This is a genomic window from Cohnella sp. CFH 77786, from assembly GCF_019400745.1.
Taxonomy (GTDB): Bacteria; Bacillota; Bacilli; order Paenibacillales; family Paenibacillaceae; genus Cohnella.
The window spans coordinates 96,239-119,325 of record NZ_WJIB01000011.1 but is presented as its reverse complement, the minus strand read 5'-3'; the positions used below and the strand labels follow the sequence as shown (position 1 = coordinate 119,325).

The 23,087-nt window shown below is 57.7% G+C and carries 19 protein-coding genes; 7 read left to right on the top strand and 12 right to left on the bottom strand.

What is annotated here, in order from left to right; genetic code table 11:
• Positions 1-348 precede the first annotated feature (348 nt).
• Positions 349-1,122 (top strand): N-acetylmuramoyl-L-alanine amidase, encoded by a 774-nt coding sequence (locus tag GE107_RS17205; protein WP_219641224.1) that lies wholly within the window; start codon positions 349-351, stop codon positions 1,120-1,122.
• Between the two features lie 177 nt (positions 1,123-1,299).
• Here GE107_RS17205 and sufB read toward each other — a convergent pair whose 3' ends face one another.
• The 8 genes from sufB to GE107_RS17165 form a co-directional block, all read right to left on the bottom strand.
• Positions 1,300-2,694, bottom strand: coding sequence for a Fe-S cluster assembly protein SufB (gene sufB / locus GE107_RS17200; protein ID WP_219641223.1), 1,395 nt, complete (start codon positions 2,692-2,694; stop codon positions 1,300-1,302).
• A 104-nt stretch (positions 2,695-2,798) separates the two neighbouring features.
• The gene (gene sufU, locus GE107_RS17195) at positions 2,799-3,248 is read right to left on the bottom strand and encodes a Fe-S cluster assembly sulfur transfer protein SufU (protein WP_219641222.1); all 450 of its coding nucleotides are present in this window, start codon (positions 3,246-3,248) and stop codon (positions 2,799-2,801) included.
• Positions 3,245-4,459: a cysteine desulfurase gene (locus tag GE107_RS17190; RefSeq protein ID WP_219641221.1), complete on the bottom strand. Its 1,215-nt coding sequence runs from the start codon at positions 4,457-4,459 to the stop codon at positions 3,245-3,247. Before GE107_RS17190 ends, sufU begins: the two co-directional genes overlap by 4 nt.
• 1 nt (position 4,460) lies before the next feature.
• A complete protein-coding gene (gene sufD, locus GE107_RS17185) occupies positions 4,461-5,765 on the bottom strand; it encodes a Fe-S cluster assembly protein SufD (protein WP_219641220.1) in 1,305 nt (434 codons plus the stop codon).
• Between the two features lie 24 nt (positions 5,766-5,789).
• On the bottom strand, positions 5,790-6,569 hold the full coding sequence (gene sufC, locus GE107_RS17180) for a Fe-S cluster assembly ATPase SufC (RefSeq protein WP_219641219.1): 780 nt from the start codon (positions 6,567-6,569) through the stop codon (positions 5,790-5,792).
• A gap of 211 nt (positions 6,570-6,780) precedes the next feature.
• Positions 6,781-7,359: a DUF1802 family protein gene (locus tag GE107_RS17175; protein ID WP_219641218.1), complete on the bottom strand. Its 579-nt coding sequence runs from the start codon at positions 7,357-7,359 to the stop codon at positions 6,781-6,783.
• 47 nt (positions 7,360-7,406) lie between these two features.
• On the bottom strand, positions 7,407-8,741 hold the full coding sequence (locus GE107_RS17170; RefSeq protein WP_219641217.1) for a DUF4179 domain-containing protein: 1,335 nt from the start codon (positions 8,739-8,741) through the stop codon (positions 7,407-7,409).
• The gene (locus GE107_RS17165) at positions 8,728-9,267 is read right to left on the bottom strand and encodes a sigma-70 family RNA polymerase sigma factor (RefSeq protein ID WP_219641216.1); all 540 of its coding nucleotides are present in this window, start codon (positions 9,265-9,267) and stop codon (positions 8,728-8,730) included. The genes GE107_RS17170 and GE107_RS17165 overlap by 14 nt, the downstream gene beginning before the upstream one ends.
• Positions 9,268-9,482: 215 nt before the next feature.
• On the opposite strand from GE107_RS17165, the gene GE107_RS17160 reads away from it, so the two are divergent.
• Positions 9,483-11,225, top strand: a complete 1,743-nt coding sequence (locus GE107_RS17160; protein WP_219641215.1) for an alpha-glycosidase — start codon at positions 9,483-9,485, stop codon at positions 11,223-11,225.
• 18 nt (positions 11,226-11,243) lie between these two features.
• Positions 11,244-11,549 (top strand): hypothetical protein, encoded by a 306-nt coding sequence (locus GE107_RS17155; protein ID WP_219641214.1) that lies wholly within the window; start codon positions 11,244-11,246, stop codon positions 11,547-11,549.
• Between the two features lie 377 nt (positions 11,550-11,926).
• Here the strand turns inward: GE107_RS17155 and GE107_RS17150 are convergent, their stop codons facing one another.
• From GE107_RS17150 to GE107_RS17135, 4 genes are all read right to left on the bottom strand, one after another.
• Positions 11,927-13,600: an alpha-amylase family glycosyl hydrolase gene (locus tag GE107_RS17150; protein ID WP_219641213.1), complete on the bottom strand. Its 1,674-nt coding sequence runs from the start codon at positions 13,598-13,600 to the stop codon at positions 11,927-11,929.
• On the bottom strand, positions 13,597-14,433 hold the full coding sequence (locus GE107_RS17145) for a sugar ABC transporter permease (protein WP_219641212.1): 837 nt from the start codon (positions 14,431-14,433) through the stop codon (positions 13,597-13,599). Before GE107_RS17145 ends, GE107_RS17150 begins: the two co-directional genes overlap by 4 nt.
• Positions 14,430-15,740: a carbohydrate ABC transporter permease gene (locus GE107_RS17140; RefSeq protein ID WP_219641211.1), complete on the bottom strand. Its 1,311-nt coding sequence runs from the start codon at positions 15,738-15,740 to the stop codon at positions 14,430-14,432. The genes GE107_RS17145 and GE107_RS17140 overlap by 4 nt, the downstream gene beginning before the upstream one ends.
• A gap of 84 nt (positions 15,741-15,824) precedes the next feature.
• On the bottom strand, positions 15,825-17,165 hold the full coding sequence (locus tag GE107_RS17135; RefSeq protein ID WP_219641210.1) for a sugar ABC transporter substrate-binding protein: 1,341 nt from the start codon (positions 17,163-17,165) through the stop codon (positions 15,825-15,827).
• A 416-nt stretch (positions 17,166-17,581) separates the two neighbouring features.
• Here GE107_RS17135 and GE107_RS17130 point away from each other — a divergent pair, with 416 nt between their 5' ends.
• The 4 genes from GE107_RS17130 (at position 17,582) to mtnA (ending at position 23,085) form a co-directional block, all read left to right on the top strand.
• On the top strand, positions 17,582-18,610 hold the full coding sequence (locus tag GE107_RS17130; RefSeq protein WP_219641209.1) for a LacI family DNA-binding transcriptional regulator: 1,029 nt from the start codon (positions 17,582-17,584) through the stop codon (positions 18,608-18,610).
• Between the two features lie 5 nt (positions 18,611-18,615).
• Positions 18,616-20,598, top strand: a complete 1,983-nt coding sequence (locus tag GE107_RS17125; RefSeq protein ID WP_219641208.1) for a glycoside hydrolase family 15 protein — start codon at positions 18,616-18,618, stop codon at positions 20,596-20,598.
• 174 nt (positions 20,599-20,772) lie between these two features.
• Positions 20,773-21,990, top strand: coding sequence for an S-methyl-5-thioribose kinase (mtnK, locus tag GE107_RS17120; RefSeq protein ID WP_219641207.1), 1,218 nt, complete (start codon positions 20,773-20,775; stop codon positions 21,988-21,990).
• 21 nt (positions 21,991-22,011) lie between these two features.
• Positions 22,012-23,085 (top strand): S-methyl-5-thioribose-1-phosphate isomerase, encoded by a 1,074-nt coding sequence (gene mtnA, locus GE107_RS17115; protein WP_219641206.1) that lies wholly within the window; start codon positions 22,012-22,014, stop codon positions 23,083-23,085.
• The last annotated feature ends 2 nt before the right edge of the window (positions 23,086-23,087 follow it).

The window sequence follows — 23,087 nt, the reverse complement described above, 5'->3', positions numbered from 1 at the left end:
GGTTCATCTGAACGAAAACGGGCTGAGCATGATGGGTAAAGCGATTAACCTTTTTCAAATTATACAACACGTAATCGCTTTCATCAAGATCATGCGTTGTTTCCTTTACCTTTTATGAAAGGGTTTACATCGTCATGTGCCGGAATGATGGAGTCCCCGGTAATCCAAACTAAAGGAACCTCGGAATGGGTCTCGATCTCCCAACCGATTGGGCCTTCCGTAATCGAAATAGCGATAAGGATTCATTGCAGAGGAGCGCGAAGCATGAAACGGAGAAGATTATTTTCTCTCATGGCGGGATGTTTGCTCTTGTCCGGATGCCGCTACCAGAACGCGGAGCCTTCCCCGATGCCGGAAAGCGGGCAGTACGCCGTTCAGGACCGTTTTACGCAAATGAAAGCAAATACAAGGACGGTTCCCATTCAGGATTTGTATCTTCCAGCGCAAAATTCGAAGCAACGCGCCGGAAAAGTCACGCATGTGATGGTTCATTTTATTTCGAATGCCGCTGAGAAACCGCAAAACCCGTACGATCTTAACGATGTGTATCAGTTGTTCGTCAAAACGAAGGTCTCCGCTCACTACATGATCGGGCGAAACGGAGAAATATACCGGTTGGTCAGCGAAGATCGCGTTGCTTATCACGCCGGCCAAGGGAATCTCCCCGGATTCCCGGAGTACCGAAACCATTTGAACGAGCATTCGATCGGAATTGAGTTACTGGCCATTGGAACATCGGATGAAATGCAGTCCATGATGCCTTTAGCGAAGTACGGAACGATCGCCCAAACGAATATCGGATTTACCGATGCGCAGTATCGCTCTTTAAACCGCTTATTGAACGCGATTTTGTCACGCCACCCTGCCATTCAACGGGACAGAAAACATATTGTGGGGCATAACGAGTATGCTCCGGGACGAAAAAAAGATCCCGGGAAGCTGTTTGACTGGTCCCGCGTCCAGGTTTCTCCGGCTGCCGGCGGGATTCACACCGTTCAAAAAGGAGAATCCTTATGGCTCATCGCCCGAAAATACGGGACGTCCGTACAATCCCTCGCAAAATGGAACCGTATCGATCCAAACGTCGATTTGTACGTCGGCCAGCAATTGAAGATTCCCTAAAGGCGTCAGCCTTCATCCAGATTTTCGCCTATTGCGCCATGCCCTGCATCTGCCCGAAGCCGGCGCAAATAAAAAACGTGTCCGAGCGACTAGGACACGCGAGCGTCAAAGTCACCGCAGACACGTATTTGCATGCAAACGGACCAGGAAGAGCAGGGAAATTCTGGAATATCGGACTTAACCGATGCTGCCTTCCATTTCGAGCTTGATCAGTCGGTTCATCTCGACCGCGTACTCCATCGGCAGTTCCTTGGTGAACGGCTCGATGAAGCCCATGACGATCATCTGCGTCGCTTCCGCTTCCGACATGCCGCGGCTCATCAAGTAGAAGAGCTGATCCTCGGACACTTTGGAGACGGTCGCTTCGTGCTCGAGCGTAATGTTGTCGTTCAGAATTTCGTTATACGGAATCGTATCGCTGGTAGACTGGTTATCCAGGATCAGCGTGTCGCATTTGATGTTCGCTTTGGCGCCTTCCGCCTGCCGGCCGAAGGAGGCGAGTCCGCGGTACGTGACTTTCCCGCCGTGCTTCGAAATGGACTTGGAGACGATCGTCGAAGTCGTGTCCGGGGCCAGGTGAAGCATCTTCGCTCCGGCGTCCTGGTGCTGGCCTTTGCCGGCGACGGCGATGGAGAGCACCATGCCTTTGGCGCCGCGGCCTTTGAGCACGACGGCCGGATATTTCATCGTCAGCTTGGAGCCGATGTTGCCGTCGACCCATTCCATCGTCGCGTTCTCTTCGGCGACCGCGCGTTTGGTGACGAGATTGTAAATGTTCGGCGCCCAGTTCTGGATCGTCGTGTAGCGGACGCGGGCGTCCTTCTTCACGATGATCTCGACGACCGCGCTGTGCAGCGAGTTCGTGCTGTAGATCGGAGCCGTGCAGCCTTCGACGTAGTGAACGAAGCTGCCCTCGTCGGCGATGATCAGCGTGCGTTCGAATTGGCCCATGTTCTCGGAGTTGATCCGGAAGTACGCCTGCAGCGGGATTTCGCATTTGACGCCTTTCGGAACGTAGATGAAGCTTCCCCCGGACCATACGGCGCTGTTCAGCGCGGCGAACTTGTTGTCCGCGGGCGGTACGACCGTGCCGAAATGTTCCTTGAAGATTTCCGGATGCTCGCGAAGGGCGGTGTCCGTGTCCATGAAAATAACGCCCTGCTTCTCCAGGTCTTCCTGCATGCTGTGGTAAACGACTTCCGACTCGTACTGGGCGGACACGCCGGCCAGAAACTTCTGCTCCGCTTCCGGAATGCCGAGCTTGTCGAACGTGGCCTTGATCTCCTCCGGCACCTCTTCCCACGTCTTCCCTTGTTTCTCGGAAGGCTTCACGTAGTACTGGATGTCGTCGAAGTCCAGATCGTCCAGATCTCCGCCCCAGCGCGGCAGCGCCATTTTGTTGAACTGCTCCAGCGATTTGAGGCGGAACTTGAGCATCCATTCCGGTTCGCCCTTCATTTGGGAAATCGTGCGCACGATCTCCTCCGTCAAGCCCTTGCCGGACTGGAAAATCGCTTTATGCTCGTCGCGGAAACCGTACTTGTACTCTTCGAATTCGATTTGCTTCGCCATGTCGGCAGTCCCTCCTCTAATAGGGGGTTTGACTCCGTCAAACTCTCCCCGCTGATGCGAATAGGGAGTTTGACGGAGTCAAACTCTCCCCTCTTCCCGAGGTTTTATTGTTCGATGCCCTCGTGCTGACCGTGCCCGTGCTCGACGCCTTTGCGGAGCGCGTTCCAGGCGAGCGTCGCGCATTTGATCCTGGCGGGAAACTTGTTCACGCCCGACAAAGCCTCAAGATCTTCATATTCGTCGAAGCTGACGTCCTCGCCCTTCATGAGGGCGGAGAACTTCTCCGCCAATTCGAGCGCTTCTTCCGTCCGTTTCCCCTTCACCGCGTCCGTCATCATGGATGCCGACGACATGCTGATCGAGCAGCCTTCGCCGGTGAACCTGGCGTCCTTGACGATGCCGTCCGCGATTTGCAGCTGCAGGCTGATCCGGTCTCCGCACGTCGGGTTGTTCAGGTTCACGGTGACGGAACCGTCCTCCATCGTTCCGCGGTTGCGCGGGGTTTTATAATGATCCATAATGACTCGGCGATACAGGTCGTCCAGCTGGCTCATCCGAAAAACTCCTTTGTCTTGACCAGCGCATCCGCCAGCCGATCGACATCCTGCTCCGTGTTGTAGAGATAAAAGCTCGCCCTCGCGGTGGCGCTGACCTCGAGCCATCTCATGAGCGGCTGGCAGCAGTGATGTCCGGCGCGGACGGCAATGCCGTAAGTATCCAGCACCGTCGCCACGTCGTGCGGATGCACGTCGCCGAGATTAAAAGTAACGAGCCCGACGCGATTTTCGCGCGGCCCGTAAATCTTCAATCCGTCGATCGACGAAAGGCGTTCCAACGCATATCGCGTGAGCTTCCGTTCATGGACGTCGATTTCCTCCAAGCCGACTTGCTCGAGAAAATCGATCGCCGCGGCCAAACCGACCGCGCCCGCGATGATCGGCGTCCCGCCCTCGAACTTCCATGGAATTTCTTTCCATGTAGAGTCGTACAGCTCGACGAAGTCGATCATTTCGCCGCCGAATTCGAACGGTTCCATGCGTTCCAGCAGCTGAGCCTTGCCGTACAGGGCGCCGATACCGGTCGGTCCGCACATTTTGTGGCCGGAGAAAGCGTAGAAATCGACGTCCAGCGCACGGACGTCCACCCGCTTGTGCGGCGTGCTTTGGGCTCCGTCCACGACGATGACGGCTCCGTTCCGATGGGCGATTTTCGCGATTTCGGCGATCGGGTGAATCGTTCCGAGCACGTTCGAGGCGTAGGCGATCGCCACAATCTTCGTGCGCTCGGTTACCGTTTTCTCCACGTCCGCCAATTCGATCGTCCCGTCCGGCTGCAGAGGGATGAATTTCAGGGTGGCTCCCGTCGCCTTCACCGCCTGCTGCCACGGGATCAGATTCGCATGGTGCTCGGCCTGCGTAATGACGACTTCGTCGCCTTCCCGCAGCACCGTCCGGGCGTAGCCGGCGGCGACCAGGTTCAGCGCGGTCGTCGTTCCCCGGGTGAAGACGATCTCCCGGGCGCTTGCGGCGTTCAGGAACCTCGCGACCTTCTCCCGCGCTCCCTCGTAGGCGTCCGTCGCGCGGGAACCGAGCGTGTGGACGCCGCGGTGCACGTTGGCGTTGTCCCATTCGTAATATTTGCGGATCGCTTCCAGGACGACACGCGGTTTCTGCGTCGTCGCCGCATTATCCAAGTATACGAGCGGATGTCCGTTAATATCCTGATGGAGAATCGGAAATTCGGCCTTGAGCAGGGTGGGGTCCATATTATCCCAGCTTTCTCTCCAGGATGCTGTGCAATTGTTCGCGCAGTCCCGCGAGCGGAATTTCGGAAACGACCGGATCCAGGAACCCGTGGATGATGAGGCGTTCCGCCTCTTTGCGGCTGACGCCGCGCGACATCAGGTAGTACACCTGCTCGGCATTCACCTGTCCGACGCTGGCCGCGTGGCCCGCCTTGACGTCGTCTTCGTCGATGAGCAGGATCGGGTTGGCGTCTCCCCGCGCTTTGGGGCTCAGCATGAGCACGCGCTCCGTCTGTTGGCCGTTCGCTTTGGTAGCGCCATGCTCGATCTTCGTGATGCCGTTGATGATGGCGGTCGCTTCTTCCTTCATGACCGCGCGGGTCACCATATCGCTCTCGGAAGACTTGCCGAAATGAACGGCGCCCGTCGTCAGGCTCATGCGCTGGCTGCCCGTACCGACGGAAATGATCTTCGTGTCGGACGTGGAGCCGTTGCCCTTGAGCAGCGACTTTGTGTCGGTCAGCGTGTTGCCGTTGTGCAGATCTCCGACGATCCACTCCACCCGCGCGTCGTTCGCCAGAACGGCCCGGCGGTAAGCCACGTCGACGACGCCGGCATCCATATGATGCACGGCCGCGTAGCGGACATGCGCGCCCGCCTTGGCGAAGATTTCGACGGCACTGTTGTGCAGGAGTTCCTTGCCTTCGCCGTCCAGCAGCGATGCCGCTTGTTCGACGAACGACACGCGGCTGTTCGTGTCCGCCACGATCAGGATGTGCGGCATGAAGGTCGCTTCCGCGTCGTCCGCGAACAGCAGCGCCTGGATCGGGAATTCGATGTCGACGTTGCGCGGCACGTACAGGAACACCCCGCCGTTCCACAACGCCGCGTGAACGGCGGCAAGCTTATGCTCGTCTTGCTTGTATTCCGTCATCAGGTGGTCGCGGACCAGCTGCTCGTGCGTGCGTGCCGCTTCCTCGAGACTCGTCAGCACGACGCCCTGCGCCTTCAGCTCGTTGGAGAGACGGGTATAGATCACGGAAGAATTATGCTGAACGATCAAAGCGCCCTGCGTATCCTCGGGCAGCAGACCGGCGATCGCCGCCGGAAGGTCCGCCGTGGAGCTTACGGGCGTACCCGGACGGCTCGTTCCGTATTGATCCAGCGTCCAGCGCGCCAGCGGCATTTTCTCCGGATTCGGCAGCTCCAGCCTGGAAGCCAGTTCTCCCGCTTCCTCGCGCCAGGCGACAAGCCAAGCGGGCTCGTTCTTGCTGCGGGAGACGGCAGCCGCCGCTTCCCGGCCGAAAGAGGTGGTCGGTGTGCTCATATTCGTGTTACCTCCCTTGTCCTCTTACGCCTGGCCGACCGTCTCGTCGACGATGCCCAGTTCTTCTTTCACCCAATCGTAGCCTTCCGCCTCCAGGCGCTCCGCCAGCTCCGGTCCGCCGGATTTGACGATGCGGCCCTGCATCATGACGTGAACGAAGTCCGGCTTCACGTAGTTCAGCAAGCGCTGGTAGTGCGTGATGATCAGGAATCCGCGGTCTTCGGCACGCATGGCGTTGACGCCGGCGGCGACGATTTTGAGCGCGTCGATGTCGAGACCGGAATCGATCTCGTCCAGAATGACGAGTTTGGGCTCCAGCATCATCATCTGCAGGATCTCGTTGCGCTTCTTCTCCCCGCCGGAGAAGCCTTCGTTCAGGTAGCGGTGCATGAACTCGGGGTTCATCTCCAGCTCCTTCATTTTACCCTCCATTTGGCGGACGAACTTGATCAGCGAAATTTCGTTGCCTTCGCCGCGGCGGGCGTTGATCGCGCTGCGGAGGAAGTCGGCGTTCGTGACGCCGGTAATTTCGCTCGGGTATTGCATGGCCAGGAACAGGCCGGCGCGGGCGCGCTCGTCGACTTCCATCTCGAGAACGTCTTCGCCGTTCAGCGAAACTTCGCCCCCGGTCACCTCGTACTTGGGATGGCCCATCAGCGTGGAAGCGAGCGTGCTCTTGCCCGTCCCGTTCGGTCCCATGATGGCGTGAATCTCCCCTCCGTTTATCTTCAGGTCGATTCCTTTCAGGATTTCCTTGCCTTCAATCGTTGCCGTAAGGCCGCGAATCTCAAACTCGGTGGACATTGGCGGTAACCTCCATGTGTTCTCTCGGGTGCGATTTCGAAATCCTTCACGGCCGGGCGGCCCGAAAAATCGGAAACTGTCGCATCCTTATTTAGAATAATTATAAAGTGATTCTCAGTGATTCTCAACACAATTTTATGAAAACCGCCTGCAAAAAGCAAACCGGACCTCTGCCTATCGCAAGGAAAGGTCCGGTGCCGGCGTTATTCGGTTATCCTTTCACGGCTTGGCGCACGGAATCGGCGATCCGGTCGAACGTTCCATCGTCCAAAATCGGCTCCGCCTTGGGCGGGGGAAGCTCTTCCTCCAAACGCAGCCACGATTTGCAGCCGGCATACGATTCTTGCATCGGAATGTCGATCGGCGCCGATAGGCCGTACACCCGCAGAAGCAGCACGTGGAGGGGCTTCGTCCTTTTCCACTTCAGCCGCTCTTCCGCGTAGTCTTCGGTCCAGATATGCAACCCGTCCAGTCGTCTCAACGTCTCGGCATCCGTGATTTCGATGTCCTCTACGACTTCCGCGTAGGACGTGATCCGAACCTTGCCGGGAAATTCCGCCGCTTCGGCCTGGGTCGCGGCGAGGGTTTCCGAGGCTTCCGGTTTGATCAGGTGCGGCTTCTGGTGCTCGAACGACGGGAACAGGTAGAAGCGGTTGCTTTCCAGCCTGAATTCGCGGGTTTCCTCGGCGATGCCGCCTTTGCGCAGCACGATCGCCTGCCTGCCCTCTTCGAGCGCGCGGACGGCGACCGCCCATTCCCGCAGCGCGATCGGTTTCTCTTGTTCGTTCATGCATGGCGTCCCCCCTCCGGTTGTGTTTACCTATTATAGCACAACCGTTACTGGGGGAGGTCGACACGGATCTGCATGTCGGGAAGGAAAGTCAGCGGTACGGAAGGACGGGTCGCAAAATAGAGTTTGGCATCGGCGGAAACAGGTCCGATTTCCAAGATATTCTCTTTCCCATTGAGATTCGGCAAGGTCTGGTTAATCGTTTCGAACCGGCTGCCGTTCTCCCGTTCTGCCCAGAACAGCTGCGATTGCTGTAAGGGATTCGTTCCCTCGGTGCGATAGCGCACGATCGTCCGATCCTGAAAGTACTCCACTTTCGTCACGTACAACTTTCCCGCCTCTCCCTGGGAGAGGACGATCGGTTCTTCTTCGGACGGAATTTTTTTCATCTCCACTCGAGTGACTTCGCCATAGTTGGGCTCCGACTTGCTGTAGATATGATAGAACGGACGTATGGTTAAATATCGGGTTCCCTCGCTTACAGGCCCGAAAATATTTTTCTGCGTTTCGTTCGACCAGGGAAAGCCGTTGCCAATCATGACGGATTCAATCGCGAAGACCTCACCTCTGTCGCCGACGACTTGGAATCCAACCATCAGCTTCTCCGCCTTTGAATCCTTTGCCGATATTTTATAGCTAATTTCCGACGATACCGGCGATAATGAAAACTGATCCAACTCCAAGTCGAACAAGCCGCTCGCAACCTTCTTGCCGGATTCGATTACGGTCATGCGGGACGTCATGTTAACGTCTCGGGTCAACGACCATTTTCCGTTTTCCTTGCCGATCCGGGAGATGGCGAGCTCCATCCGGAATGCGCCGGGCCGATACGCGGAAAGGTAAGCCTTGATGATCCCGCTGCTCCGGCGGGGACTTGCCGTTTGGCCGGTGACGGAAACGGACGAGCGGTTGCCCGTTTTATCGTGAAAGACGCGCCCGACGGAAACGCCGTCCATTTTCAAGTCCAAGTTGAGAGCATATCCATCCATATCCCGGTCCGATTCGATCTCGTAATCGATGTACAGCGCTCTTCCGTCGTAGAGCACATCCCGGATCGTGAACGTAATCCCGTGATCGGTAACGCTTTGCCCCGTTTCGCTCGGATCGGCCGGGATCAGCGAACCGACGACCGGAACTTTGCGGATTTCGGACTTCACAGAGGGACCGGATAAGGCCGCCGAGACGAACAGTCCTCCTCCCAGCATGCAAACCGCTGCGGCCGTGCAAGTCCATTTGCGGATCGTCGCTTTTTTGCGCAAAACGTTCCGATCCGGCAGCGCACGCAGCGTCTCTTCGATGCGCCGGGCGACGTTTGCCGGAATCTCGCCCGAACGGACTGCCGCCTGCCTTCGGAGCGCACCCTCCAGATCAATGAAGCTCATATCCAACCCCTCCTTCGCCTGGCGATGACAATGCATGGGCCAGCTTCCGCCGCGCCCGGTGAAGCTTCGATTTCAGCGTCCCCTCGGACAGGTCCAGCAGCTCCGCGATTTCGGCGAGCGGCAGATCCGCATAATAATGCAGCTTCACGATCGTGCGGGCCGGCTCCCCCAGACGGTTGACCGCGGCACGCAAATCCAAGTCCGGACCTGAGGCGAAGGCGGCCGCTTCCGGCACGCGGTCCGACAACACGATACGCTTCTTTTTCCGATAAACCGCCTGGCATTCCCGGATCAGGATCCGGAACAGCCACGTGCGGAAAAACGCCGGCTCCCGCAGGCGAGTCACATTCAGATACGCCTTCAGGATCGTGTCCTGAATCGCGTCCGCGACGTCCTCGTCCCGTTGAAGCATGGATCGCGCCATCCCGTACATTTCTCCTTGCAGATCGCCGATCAGTCTGGCGAACGCTTCCCGATCGCCGCCCACGGCCAGTTGAACATCCGTAGTCCATACCAAGTCGGCCATACTCGCCCTCCTTTCTTGTGTCCTCGTTTTATTTCTAAAGGTTAGATGCGGGAGTTCCCCAAACGGTTCCCATGCGGTATAATGAAATCAATTAGAAGGCCATGCTGACCTTACCTGATCAGGCAAGGCACAACCTCGGAGCGCATCGCGCGGGGGTTGTGCTTTTTTTGTTGCTCCTCGTGCGAAAGCGGCCGTCCATCCAAGGAGGAGATTCCATGTTAAGGGAAGCGATTTACCATCGACCGAAAAACAACTGGTGCTACGCGTACGACCGGCAGACGGTCCATGTCCGGATCCGCACGAAACGAGGGGATGCGGAGCGGGTTACCCTGCTGCACGGCGACAAGTACAACTGGCACGAAATCGGGCATGAAACGACGGAAATGCGCGTTTTCGCGCAGGACGCCCTGTTCGATTATTGGCAAGCGGAAGTTCGTCCGGCGTTCCGGAGGTTGAAATACGGATTTCGCTTGCAAGCGGGCAGAGAGACGTTGTGGCTGAACGAGCAAGGCTTCCATGAGCAAGAGCCCGAGAACCCCTATCTGTATTTCGAGTACCCCTTCCTGAATCCTGCCGACGTCTTCGAGCCGCCGGCCTGGGTGAAGGACGCGGTGTTCTATCAGATTTTCCCGGAGCGGTTCGCGAACGGCGATCCGTCGAACGATCCGGAAGGCGTGCTGCCGTGGGGCGGAGAGCCGACGCCGGCTAACTTCTTCGGGGGAGATTTGCAGGGCGTCATCGATCATCTCGACCATCTGGAGCGCTTGGGCGTGAATGCGATCTATTTCAATCCGTTATTCGAAGCGACGACGAACCATAAATACGACACCGAAGACTATAGGAAAGTCGATTCCCATTTCGGAACGAACGAGAAGCTGAAAGAGCTGGTGGACGCCTGTCATGCCCGCGGCATCCGCGTGCTGCTCGACGCCGTGTTCAACCACAGCGGGCGAACCTTCGCGCCGTTCGTGGACGTGCTGAAGAAGGGGCAAACGTCCAAGTACGCGGACTGGTTCCATGTGCGGCAGTTTCCCTTGACGGTAAAAGAAGGGATCCCGACGTTCGACACGTTCGCGTTTACGGAAATGATGCCGAAGCTGAACACCGAAAATCCCGACGTGCAGGCTTATCTGCTCGAAGTGGCGCGGTACTGGATCGAGGAAATCGGCGTGGACGGCTGGAGGCTGGATGTCGCGAACGAAGTGGACCATCGCTTCTGGCGGAAGTTCCGAGACGTCGTCAAGACGGCGAAGCCGGACGCTTATATCCTCGGGGAAATCTGGCACGATTCCCTTCCCTGGCTCAGCGGCGACCAATTCGACGCGGTCATGAACTATCCGCTTACGGAAGCGATTCTCGACTTCGCGGTGAAGGGCACGCGAGATGGTCGTCAGTTCGCCGATCAGCTCGGCTCCCTTCTGGCTGCCTATCCGCAACAGGCGACGGAAGCGGCGTTTAACCTGCTGGGCAGCCACGACACCGCGCGGCTGCTCACGCTCGCCGGGAACGACAAGCGCCGGGTGCGCTTGGCATCGGCAATCCAATTCACGATGCCGGGGACGCCGTGCGTTTATTACGGCGACGAGATCGGCCTGGACGGAGGCAACGACCCCGGCTGCCGCAAATGCATGGAATGGGACGAGAGCAAACAAGACCTTGAGCTGTTCGGCTTTTTCGCGGGATTGACGAGGCTTCGGCGTTCGCACCGGGCTTTGCGGGACGGCAGCCTCCGATTGCTGGCCGCCGAGCCGGGCCGCGCAACGTTGGCGTACATCCGGGAAGCGGACGGCGAGCGGTTCATCGTCGCGCTGAACGCCGGCCGACGTCAGGCGAAATTGTCGCTGCAAGCGACGGGAGAATGGTCGGATGCGCTGAAAGGCGAGCCCTTCCGTGCCGAGCGGGGCAAAATCAGCGTCGCGCTTCCGGCATACGGCTTCGCCGTCTTGAAGCAAGGTTAACGACGGGAGGGAGACGCCTTGTCCATCCCGGGACTGTCCGCAGCCGAAACGGCCCTTCCCGTTTCGGCTCCCCGGTCGCTTCGGAAAAACCGGAATTTCCTGCTCGTGCTCTCCGGTTATACGTTATCGACGTTCGGCAACTGCTTCCACAGCGTCGCCATGTTATTTTCGCACCGACCTTCGCCGTCGCTTTCGCCGGTTTGTTCCAGCAGCCCGCGCTGCAAGCTTCCACTCGAGGGCATCGCCTCCGCCGAACAGGTGTCCAGAAGAGAAGCGTGCCGGGTTCGCCCACCAGCCAACTTTAGCTGGAAAATCTCCCACTAATTCAGTTCATTTTTTGTTATTATGGATATTTAGTAGGAAAACCCCCGCTAAAATCGGGGAAAATCCCCAATTGAGCGTGTTTCGCCGAAATTAGTGGGAGGTTTTCCCGCTAATGATGCGCTTGCGGCCAAAGCCCCAAAATAGAGGGAGGATTTTCCTCTGCTGCGCGACGGCCGACCGGTCAAGGTCCCCAAACCGGATACCCGCCGAAATGAAGTGCCCTTATGACGCCTATTCGTGCGATCTAAGCGTGCCCAGTACACGGATCACGTCAGGACGATGATTTCGCCGAAGCTGCGTTGCTTGGGGCGCCGAATTAACATTGCTCCAATCATGGGAAAGACCGGATTCCATGGCCCAGGAATCCGGTCTTCCTATTATTGCAGAACCGCCGTGCTGTACGGAGGCATCTTCAGCCGGCCATTCTCCAGGACGATCCCGTCTGCGCTAGCGAACCGCACCTCCCCGAACGGCACTTTGCCGTTCGCGTTCAATTCGACGGATTGCTCCCTCCCCGTCAGGTTGAGGACCACGAGAAGCTTGACGTCGCCGCTGATTCTGGCGTAGGCCAAGACGCCGTCCTCCTCCGTCCCGAACGGAGCGATCCCCCCGTCGCCAAGGGCCAGCTCCTCGTTTCGCCAGGAGATCAGCTTCTTGTAATGGTTGTAAAGCGAATTCGGATCCTTCTTCTGCTCTGCGACCGACGGGGTGTTCCCGTTGCTTTCCGCGGCTTCCCAACTCGTCTGGCCGTCGGACCGGAGGTCGGCCGCCCAGATCATCGGCCCGCGAATCCGTTCGTCCGGCTTGACGCCCTGCATGCCAATTTCTTCTCCGTAATAAAGGAAGGGGTTACCGGGCATCGTCAGCAGCAGCGACGCGGCCATCTTCGCATGGTCTGCGTTGCCGTCCATCTCGCTCATCACCCGATTGGAGTCGTGATTCGTCAGAAACGGAGCGTCGACGAATTCGCCGTTCGACTGTTTGCTGAAGTATTCGTACGTCCTGTTCAGGATCGACCCGATCGGACCCGCATTTTCGCTCTTCGCGGTGTCCAGCAGCAGCTTGCTCAGGTCGAAGTTGAAGCCGGAATCGAGGGCCTTGTCGAGGAAAGGGCCGACGACCGCCGGGGAATCCCAGATTTCTCCGACGAGGTAGGCGTCCTTGTTGACTGCCTCCATGCCTTGGCGGAACTCCTGCCACCACGCCTTGTTCTTCTCCCCGGTCACCGGGTCGTTCGCCGAAGACTGGAAGTCTTCATAGACGTGCTTGGCCGCGTCGAGGCGGAAGCCGTCCATCCCGAGCTTGAGCCAAAATTGGCCGACGTTCACCATTTCGTTGCGCACTTCCGGATTGTCCATGTTCAGGTCGGGCATGCCGTCCCAGAACACGCCCAAGTAGGATGAGTCTCCGGATTCATGCCACACCGTCTGTCCCCATGGGCCGAGAGACGCCGTATCCGTTCCCGGCCTGTCGGCCCACACGTACCAGCTGCGGTATTTGCTTTTGGGGCCAGTGGCCGAATCGAGGAACCACGGGTGCTTGCTGCTGGTATGATTCACGACCAGGTCCATGATCACCTTGATTCCCCTTTTATGCGCCTCCTCCAGAAGATGCTTCAAATCGTCCAGCGTGCCGTAATCCGGATTGACCGCGTAGTAATCCGTCACGTCATATCCGTGGTAGGACGGCGAAGGGTTGATCGGCATCAGCCAAATGCCTTTGATCCCCAGGTCCTGCAAGTAATCGAGCTTGCCCGCCGCCCCTTGCAGGTCGCCGATCCCGTCCCCGTTCGAATCGCTGAACGACCGGACGAATATCTCATACCAAACGCCGCTGCTCCGGCCCATCTGCGCGATCTTGTCCGTGAACTTGTAATTTCCCTTGCTTGCGTCAGGGGACGCGACCGGGGACGAGGAGGGCCCCGCGGAAGAAGCCGACGGCGAAGCCTTCTCCGCCCCGTCCTTGGTACAGCCCTCCAGAAGGAAAGCAACCGCAGCGACAATAGCCAAAGCCGACCAACCGACTCGGCCTGCGATCCCGCGGCGTCTCATCCTTTGTCCGCTCCCGACGTCAGACCTTCCACCAGCAAGCGTTGGAAAATGATGAAGATCAGCACGACCGGAATGGAGACGAGCACCGAGCCAGCCGCGAAAATGGTAAACTGCGTCGAGAATTGGGCGCTGACCATGTTGTAGAGACCGACGGCCAGCGTCTGCTTCGCTTCCGTGCGCAGAACGGTCTGTGCGAAGATGAATTCGCTGAACGTGCCGGCGAACGTCGTAACCGCCATGTACACGATAAGCGGCCTCGACAGCGGCAGCAGAATGCGGAAGAACACGCCCCAGTTGCTGGCTCCGTCGATGATCGCCGCTTCTTCCAAGCTTTTCGGAATCGTATCGAAATAACCTTTGACGAGCAGGTATCCGACGGCCGCGCCGGCCGAAGACACCATGATCAATGCGGTATGCGTATTGAGCAATTTCATGTTCAGAAGCAAGACGTAGACCGCCGTGAGGCTAAGGAACGAAGGAAACAGGCCGATGACGAACAGACCGCTCATGATCGACTTCCGGGATTTGAACCGGAAACGCGAGAACGCATAACCGGACAGCAATTGGAACAGGACGCTGAGCACCATCGTGATGAGGGAGATTTTCAGCGAGTTCACGTACCATTTGCCGAACTCGAACTGCTCGAACAGCTCCTTGTAATGCACCAACGTCCACTTTTCCGGGATGAGCGTCTCGCTGAACAGCGAAGTTCCTTCCCGGAACGACGAGAACACGATCCACAATGCCGGATAGATCGTAAAGATCGCGATCAGGATCAACAGAATATAGCTGATCACGAGCCACAGCCCTTTGCGAAACCGATAAGCGCTCATCGCAACATATCATCCTCTCTGAACGAGCGCGTACGCCGGAAGCTCAGAATGGCGAAGCCCGCGATAATGAGGAACAGGAAAATACTGACGACGGCCGCGAAGTTGTATCTTCCGTTCGTTATGGAAAGGCTGTACAGCCATGTGATCAAAATGTCGGTATGTCCTGCGAACTGGTATTCGCTGTTGACGGGACCGCCGCCGGACATCAAATAAATGACGTTGAAGTTGTTGATGTTCCCCGCGAATTGCCCGATGACGATCGGCGCGAGGGAGAACATGACGCTGGGGAACGTGATTTTACGGAACTTATAGAACGCCGAAGCGCCGTCTACCTCCGCGGCTTCGTACAGATCGCGCGGAATGGTCGTCAGGATGCCGATAATGAGCAGCATCGAGATCGGGAAGCCGAGCCATAAGTTCACGATGACGATCGTCACCTTGGCCCAGACCGGATCGGACAGCCATTGCGGCCCTTCGATGCCGAACTTCAGCAGCATCGAGTTGATCGGCCCGAACTCGGCGTTGAACAGGTTGCGCATAATGAGCAAGGACAGGAAAGCCGGAATCGCGAACGGAATCATGTAAATCGCGCGGAAGAACGATTTGAACCGGATATTTCTCTGCTGCACGAGCAACGCGACGGCGAAGCCGCCGAAAAACGTCGTAAAGGTCGACAAAACCGCCCAAAGCATCGTCCATGAGAAGACGCCCAGGAACGTATGGGCCCACTGGCTCAGGCCAAGCAAATCCTTGAAAGCGCGAAAGCCCTGCCAATCGACAAGCTGGCCAGGCGGCTCGTGCGTATTGTTGTAGTTCGTAAAGGCAATCAGCACGGAAAAGAGGATCGGCAGCACGCTGAAGAAAAACACGAAAACGAGCGGTATCGTGATGATGAGATGCGGGAATTTCTTGTCCGCGATGAATTTGAGCGTAGCCCCGATTCCGTTCAGCGGCTTGCCTTCCTCGCGGAGTTTGCCTCCTTGGTAGGCGTCGCGGATGTTCATGATGAACAGATAAACGGCGAGGATGACGACGAAAATCGTAATCAAGCCTTGGATCATCAGGAAAATCGAATGATCTCCCGGCACTTTCTTGGTGATTTTTCCGACGACCTCGAAATGCTGCTTCGTTTCGCCAAGCGTCACGATTCCCCAAATGGCATGTTCCAGCTTCGTAAACGCGTAAAAAAGCGCCGTGGCATAAAAGACGATAAATGCGATTCCTTTGGCATATTGCCGGTTATACAGCTGGCCCAGCCCCATAAATACAGCAGAGAGTACTGCTGCCGTCCTCCGATACTGGCGCAAGTTCGGACTCTCCTCTCCATCCATTGGACAATCACCCGCAACAAGCCATTGCGGGTGATTGTCGTTCGGTCGTGATCCTGATGCTTACTTCGCTTGGGATATGAGCGTCTTCATGTCGGCGACGGCTTTGTCCAATGCGGCTTTCGGATCGGTGTTGTTGTCCCAGATCGCCGGATACACGGGCCCCATGGCGGTCCAGAACGAACCCGTTTCCGGAATGGAGGGCATCGGCTCGACGTTCTTGAATTGCTCCATGAACGCTTTGACGAGATCGTTCTGGAACGCCGGATCCTGGTCCAGTCCCTTGCGGGCCGAGACGACGCCGGTCATCTGATACATTTTCACGGCCGCTTCCTGGCTGGAGACATAATGCGCGAACAGACGCGCCGCCTGCGGATACTGCGAGAAAGAGCTGACGAAGTAGGCTTGCACGCCGGCGAACGGCTTCGGAGATTTCCCGTTCGGCATCGGAGGCATCGGTACGGCGCCTACGTCGAAGCCCAGCTTTTCTTTCGTGAACGATCCGAGCATCCAGATGCCGTCCAGGTCGATCGCCAGTTTGCCTTTCTGGAACAGATCGGTCTTGACGTCCGAAGAAGCGTCGGCCACTTTGAACGGCATGACTTCCTGCATGCTCTTCATGAATTTCATGCCTTCGACGGCGCCTTCGTTGTTAAGGCCGATGTCGCTCGGGTCGGTGTTGTTTTTCCCGAATACGTAACCGCCGTTGCCCGCGATGAACGCATAGTTGAAATAAGTATCGTCCAGCTTCCACATGATGCCGAATTTTTTCTCGGCCGGTACGTTATAGGATTTGGCGAACGCCTTGATCGCGTCCCAGGAAGCGACGTTCTCCGGCTTCACCAAGTTTTTGTTGTAAAAGAGGAGGTAGGTTTCGATGTTGCGCGGATAGCCGTAGAGCACGCCGTCGGTACCCGTTACCGCGTTCACGGCCGTTTCGACGAAATTCGCTTTCGTGTCTTCGGCGTAGTAGTCGTTCGGAAGGACGACGCCGGCCTGGACGGCCTGGTTGACCTGGTCGTGCGCCAGCATGAACACGTCCGCGCCTACGCCCGCAGGTCCGTCCTTTTTGATTTTGTTAAGCGCGTCGGCGGAGCCGACCTTCTGGTATTCCACTTTAACGCCGTACTTTTGTTCGAACTCCTTGCCCATCGCTTCCAGAAATTCTTTCTGCTCTTGTGCGGCCCATACGACAAGTTTGGCCCCGTCTTCCGGTTTCAGCTCTTCTTGAGCCGCTTCCGAAGCCGGAGCGGACGCCGACTCGGACGCGGACGGAGATGACGCCGAGTTGTCCGAAGCGGACGGGGATGCGCTGCCGCCCGAGTTGCTGCCTGAGCCGCCGCATGCCGAGAGCGTCAGCGTCAGGAGGAACAGGACGGCGAGAATGACAAACCTTTTTTTCATTTGGTTACCCCTCTCTTTGGAGCGATTGGTTTCCGCTTGTGCAAACGTTTGAATTTTAGGCAAACGGAAGATGAATTTCGAGTCATTCGCCACTCGTTTCGAACGTTTGAAAGCGCTTCATGATTTAGCAATATTAGTATTACATCAATCGGAGAGTTTGTAAATACGTTTGCACAAATCGATATTTAAACTTAAAAGGTCCGTAACTCTTTATTTCTCGTATTTCCTCTCGTTTTCATGCGTTCACTCATCTGCTCAATAATTATTTCTTCTTATTTTAACTATGGAATCTGTGCAATCAAGCACGATTCATATTTCATCATCCTAAAGAGGTACCGTTTACAAACTTATACCGTTCATGTAACATACTACTGTAAATAGCCTGTTCAAACGTTTGAACCCATTCGGAGGTAAATATGGCGGTCACCATTAAAGACGTAGCCCGCAAGGCCGGCGTGTCCCCGTCAACCGTATCCCGGGTCATTTCCAACCACCCGCGGATCAGCCCGGAAACGTCCCGCAGGGTCAAGGAGATCATGAAGCAGCTCGGCTACCATTCGAATATCATGGCGCGCAGCCTCGTTTCCAATAAAACATTCACGCTCGGCATGATTTTGCCCCGTCCCGCGGAGGAGCTGTTCCAGAACCACTTTTTCGCCGAGAACATCCGGGGGATCACGACGCAGGCCTCCCGAAACGGGTACGACGTGCTGATGACCGCAGGCCATTCCGAGCATGGAGAGCTGGAGGCGGTTACGCGGCTGGTCAAAGGAAAGCGGGTCGACGGCATCATCTTGCTGCAATCCCGCAAAGACGATCCGATCATCGCCTTCCTGAAAAAAGAAGACTTCCCGTTTATCCTGATCGGCAACTACGGAGACAACGACATCCTGTGCGTGGACAACGACAACGTGCAGGCTTCGTACGACGCCACGATGCATCTGATCTCCCAAGGCCACCATCGGATCGGATTCGTCAGCGGTCCGCCGAACTTGACCGTCTCCCGGGATCGGCTGGAGGGTTACAAGAAAGCGCTGACGGACAACGGTATCCGTTTGGAAACCGAGTGGGTCATGGAAGGCGAATTTCTGCAGGAGAGCGGTTATCGGGCGATGTCGTTCTTCATGAACCTGCCCGATCGGCCGACCGCCCTCGTGGTCATCGACGACATCGTCACGTTCGGCATCCTGCGGGGGCTGTCGGAGCTCGGCTACAAGGTGCCGGACGATCTCAGCCTGGTAAGCTTCAACAACATCTACCTAGCGGAACTGTCGTCCCCCCCGCTCAGCAGCATCGATATCGGCATCTACCAGCTCGGCTACATGGCCTCGCAGCTGCTGACCCGCCGCATTCAAGGCGAGAAGCCGCAGCAGCTTCGCACCATCGTGCCCCACCGGCTGGTCGTCCGAGAATCGTCGCTGAATATCAAACGAAACTGGAGTTGACTTCCATGAGCGATTACTTGCTCCGCAAACCGTATCTCGTCGACGCCGTCATCGGCAATTCCCGCTTCCTCGCTTCCGTCCTGAGAACAGGACGGATTGTCCGTTTATGGTGGCCGCATGTGGACTTTCCGCAGCATGCGGATACGATCCGCAGCGGCCTGCGCTTGTCGGACTCGGACCGCACGACGTGGTTCGACGGCACGGAGGACGGCTGGCAGCACGAATCCGGATATGCGGAGCGGACGAACATTTTTGCCGTGAAGGCGGGTTGCCCCGGCTTTCCCGTACGGGCGTCATCCGAAATCTATGCCGTTCCCGGCGAGGATTTGCTCGTTTTCGATTATCGGTTCACCAACACGGGCAATTCGCCCGTCTCGTTCTCCTTTCTGCTATACTCGTCGATCAGGCCGGAGGAGAATCCGTTTTACCATACGACGCAGTTCCGGTCTGAAGCCGATGCCCTCGTTCATTTCCGCCGGCAATATTATTTTTCGCTTTCTAGTGCAAACGTGTGCATCAAATATCAACCGGGTCACGCTTGGGAAGCAGCCTGCGAAGGCGCCCTCGACGGGGAGGACATCCGAATGGCGCCGGACGGGGCCATGGAATGGGCGTTCACGGATGTCGCGCCCGGGGCGACGGTCTCGCATACGGTTTATTTGGCGGCCGCCAACACCCTGGACGATTCGATAAAGTTGGTGCTCCGCGCCAAAGAAACGGATTGCCGCGTTTGGAGAGACCGAACGGCGCGCTATTGGAACGAAACGCTCGCGTCCGCTGCCGACTGTCCGTTCGAACGCCCGGACATCCGGGACTTGTACGAACGGTCGATCCTGACGATGAAATTGATGTCCGACGAACAAACCGGCAGCATTATCGCGGCTCCGGAGTTCGACGAGAGGTTCTCCCGCTGCGGCGGATATGCGTATTGTTGGGGACGGGATGCGGCCTTCATTACGGTCGCGCTCGACAAAGCGGGACTTACGGACATGTCGACGCGCTTCTACGAATGGACGCTGACCGCGCAGGACAAGGACGGCGCGTGGCAGCAGCGCCATTACCACGATGGATCGCTCGCTCCCTCCTGGGGACTGCAGATTGACGAAGGCTCCTCGATCTTGTGGGGAATGTATCAGCACTTCGAGGCTTTGCCTTCCGGCGAAAAAGAATCGTTTCTTCGCCTCGTGTGGGACGCGGTTCGCCGGGGCGCCGAATTCCTCGTTCGTTCGATCGATCCCGAGAACGGTTTGCCCCTGGCAAGCCGCGATCTTTGGGAGGAACGGCTCGGCCAGCACACGTACTCTTCCTCCGCGGTCTATGCGGGACTCCGGGCGGCCGCTTCGTTCGCCGAACGGGCGCGGGAGCCGGAACTGTCGGAGAGATGGTCCCGGATCGCCGCTTCGATCGCCGAGAAAATCTTGACGTTGTGCTGGAACGAGGAGAAGGGCGTTTTCTACCGGGGCGTAGAGCTCCGCGTAAGCCGGGAGTCGTACGAGGAAGCCGCGCAGGCCGGTCTTGCGGTCTCCGTTCGCACGGACGGCAAAGGATACAAGCGGTACCGGAAAGCTTATGATCCGGTCATAGACGTCAGCCTGCTGGGCATCTCCGTTCCGTTCGGCGTCATCCCTCCCTCCCATCCGCAAGCCGTCCGCACGGCGGAAGCGGTGGAGCGATGGCTGACCGTTCCGGGCGTTGGCGGAATCAAACGCTACGAAGACGACCGTTACATCGGAGGCAATCCCTGGATCCTGACGACATTATGGCTCGCGCAATACCGCGCCGCCAACGGCGAAACGGCCGAAGCCCGCAAGCTGCTCGACTGGGCGGTCGCCCACCGCACCGAGCTCGGGCTGCTCCCCGAGCAGGTGGACAAAACGAGCGGAGAGACGGCATGGGTCGTTCCGCTGACTTGGTCGCACGCCATGTTTATCCTGGCCGTACATCTGCTTGCGGAAGCGGAGAAAACGGATCCCGCGTCGACCTCCTGATCCACGAACGACCAAGACCGTTTTCTCCGCTTACGCCGCGGGATAAACGGTCTTTTTCATTTGCCGGAAGGCACCCTTTCAACGGAGTTCGAATTGCTTTATACTGACTAAAGATATGCCGCACCCGAAGACGGGACGGGCCAACCCTTCATTATAAATCGAGGTGACCCTAATTTGAGCCATTATCACCCTTTAACGGAAGCGGAAGCGATCGAAATCGCCCGATCCGTACCGAACGTATTCGAAGACGGCAAAGAGCTGCAATGCCGCGAAATCGGCGACGGGAACCTGAATCTGGTATTCCATGTCAGCCAGCCGCAGACGGGCGCCAGTCTCATTCTGAAGCAAGCGCTCCCCTACGCCAAAGTGGTCGGAGAATCCTGGCCGCTTACGCTCGACCGTTCGCGCATCGAGAGCGAAGCGTTGATCATCCAAGCCAAGCTCGCTCCGGGGCTTGTCCCGGTCGTCTACCGGTATGATCCGGAGCTGGCGCTCACGGTCATGGAAGATTTGAGCGACCACGTCATTATGCGCAAGGGACTGATCGAAGGCGGCGTCTATCCGAAATTCGCCGAGGATATCTCCGAATTCCTGGCCCGCACGCTGTTCTTCACCTCCGATCTGGGCATGAACCAGCAGGAGAAGAAGCAGCTCGTCAAATCCTTCGTCAACCCGGAATTGTGCAAAATCACGGAAGATCTCATTTTCGACGATCCTTACACGAATTCGCCCAACAACAGCTTCGACGAACATCTCCGGCCCGACGCCGAAGCGTTGTGGAACGATACCGCCCTGCACCTGGAAGTGGCGCGGCTCCGGGAGAAATTCCTGACGCACGCGCAAGCGCTGCTGCACGGAGATCTGCACACGGGGAGCATCTTCATCACGCCGGAATCGACCAAGGTGATCGATCCGGAATTCGCCTATTACGGTCCGATGGGCTTCGACATTGGGGCCGTCATCGCCAATCTGCTGCTCAATTACGCGGGACAAGAGCATTGGTCGGCGGACGAAGCCGCGCGCGGCGCGCGCCGCACGTACCTGCTGGATACCGTACGGGACGTCTGGACCGGCTTCGAAAGCAAATTCCGCAAGCTGTGGTTGGAGAGCGGCGTGGACCGCATGGCGCGCACGCCCGGATATATGGACGATTACATGAAACGTCTGCTGCAGGATACGTTCGGTTTCGCGGGCTGCAAGATGGTCCGCAGAGTCGTCGGTCTCGCCCACGTGGCCGATATCGACAAAATTCCGGATGACCGGGTGCGGCAGAAGGCCCAGCGCCTCGCGCTCGCCATCGGTGCGAGCCTCATTCGACGGAACCGAAGCGCCGGTTCCATCCAGGATCTTATCGATATAGCCGACTCGGCCGTCAAAGCGGCCAAGGATTGAGGCGGAAAGCAGGAAAACAGCATGAACGTGAAATCTCCCGACAACCATGAGATGCTGCAGCCGGTCATTTGGTCGGACGACGCGGTACGACTGCTCGACCAGAGGCTGTTGCCGGAAGAAATCGTGTATTTGCGTCTGACGACGCCGCAGGACGTGTGGGAGGCGATCCGTGAGCTTAAGGTGCGCGGCGCCCCCGCGATTGGGATTTCCGCCGCGTACGGAGTCGTCCTGGGCATCCTTTATTACCGGGGAAATATGACCGGACTCCTCGAGGAAGTCGAGCGGCACGCGGAATACCTCGCCACCTCGCGCCCCACCGCCGTCAATCTGTTCTGGGCGCTGGACCGGATGAAAGCCCGCGCCCGGACGCTGGCGGATACCGGCCTCGGCGTAGAGCAAGCGATTGCCGCTTTGCTGGATGAAGCCCGGCAAATTCAGGCCGAGGACGAAGAGACGAACCGAATGATCGGCGAACACTCGCTGACCCTGTTCCAAGACGGAATGGGCGTCCTCACGCATTGCAACGCCGGCGGATTGGCCACGTCCAAATACGGGACGGCTCTGGCTCCCTTCTACTTGGCTCTGGAAAAAGGCATCCGCCTCAAAGTGTTCGCCGACGAAACGAGGCCGGTGCTGCAGGGCGCCCGGCTTACGGCTTTCGAGCTGCACAAGGCCGGCGTCGACGTGACCCTCATTACCGACAACATGGCCGCTCATGTCATGTCCAAAGGCTGGGTGCAGGCCGTCATCGTGGGAACGGACCGGGTTGCCGCCAATGGCGACGTCGCGAACAAAATCGGCACGTACGGCGTAGCCGTCCTGGCCAAAGCGCATAACATTCCGTTCTATGTAGCTTGTCCGCTGTCGACGATCGATCTGTCGACGCCAACGGGCGCCGACATTCCGATTGAGGAGCGCCATCCGGACGAAGTGACCCAAGGATTCGGACGACGTACGGCGCCGGAAGGCGTCGCCGTCTACAATCCGGCGTTCGACGTAACGCCGCACGAGCTGGTCACGGCCATCATTACCGAAAAAGGGATCGTACGCGCGCCATTCCACGAAGGACTCCCGCAACTGTTCGAGCGGCCGTAACT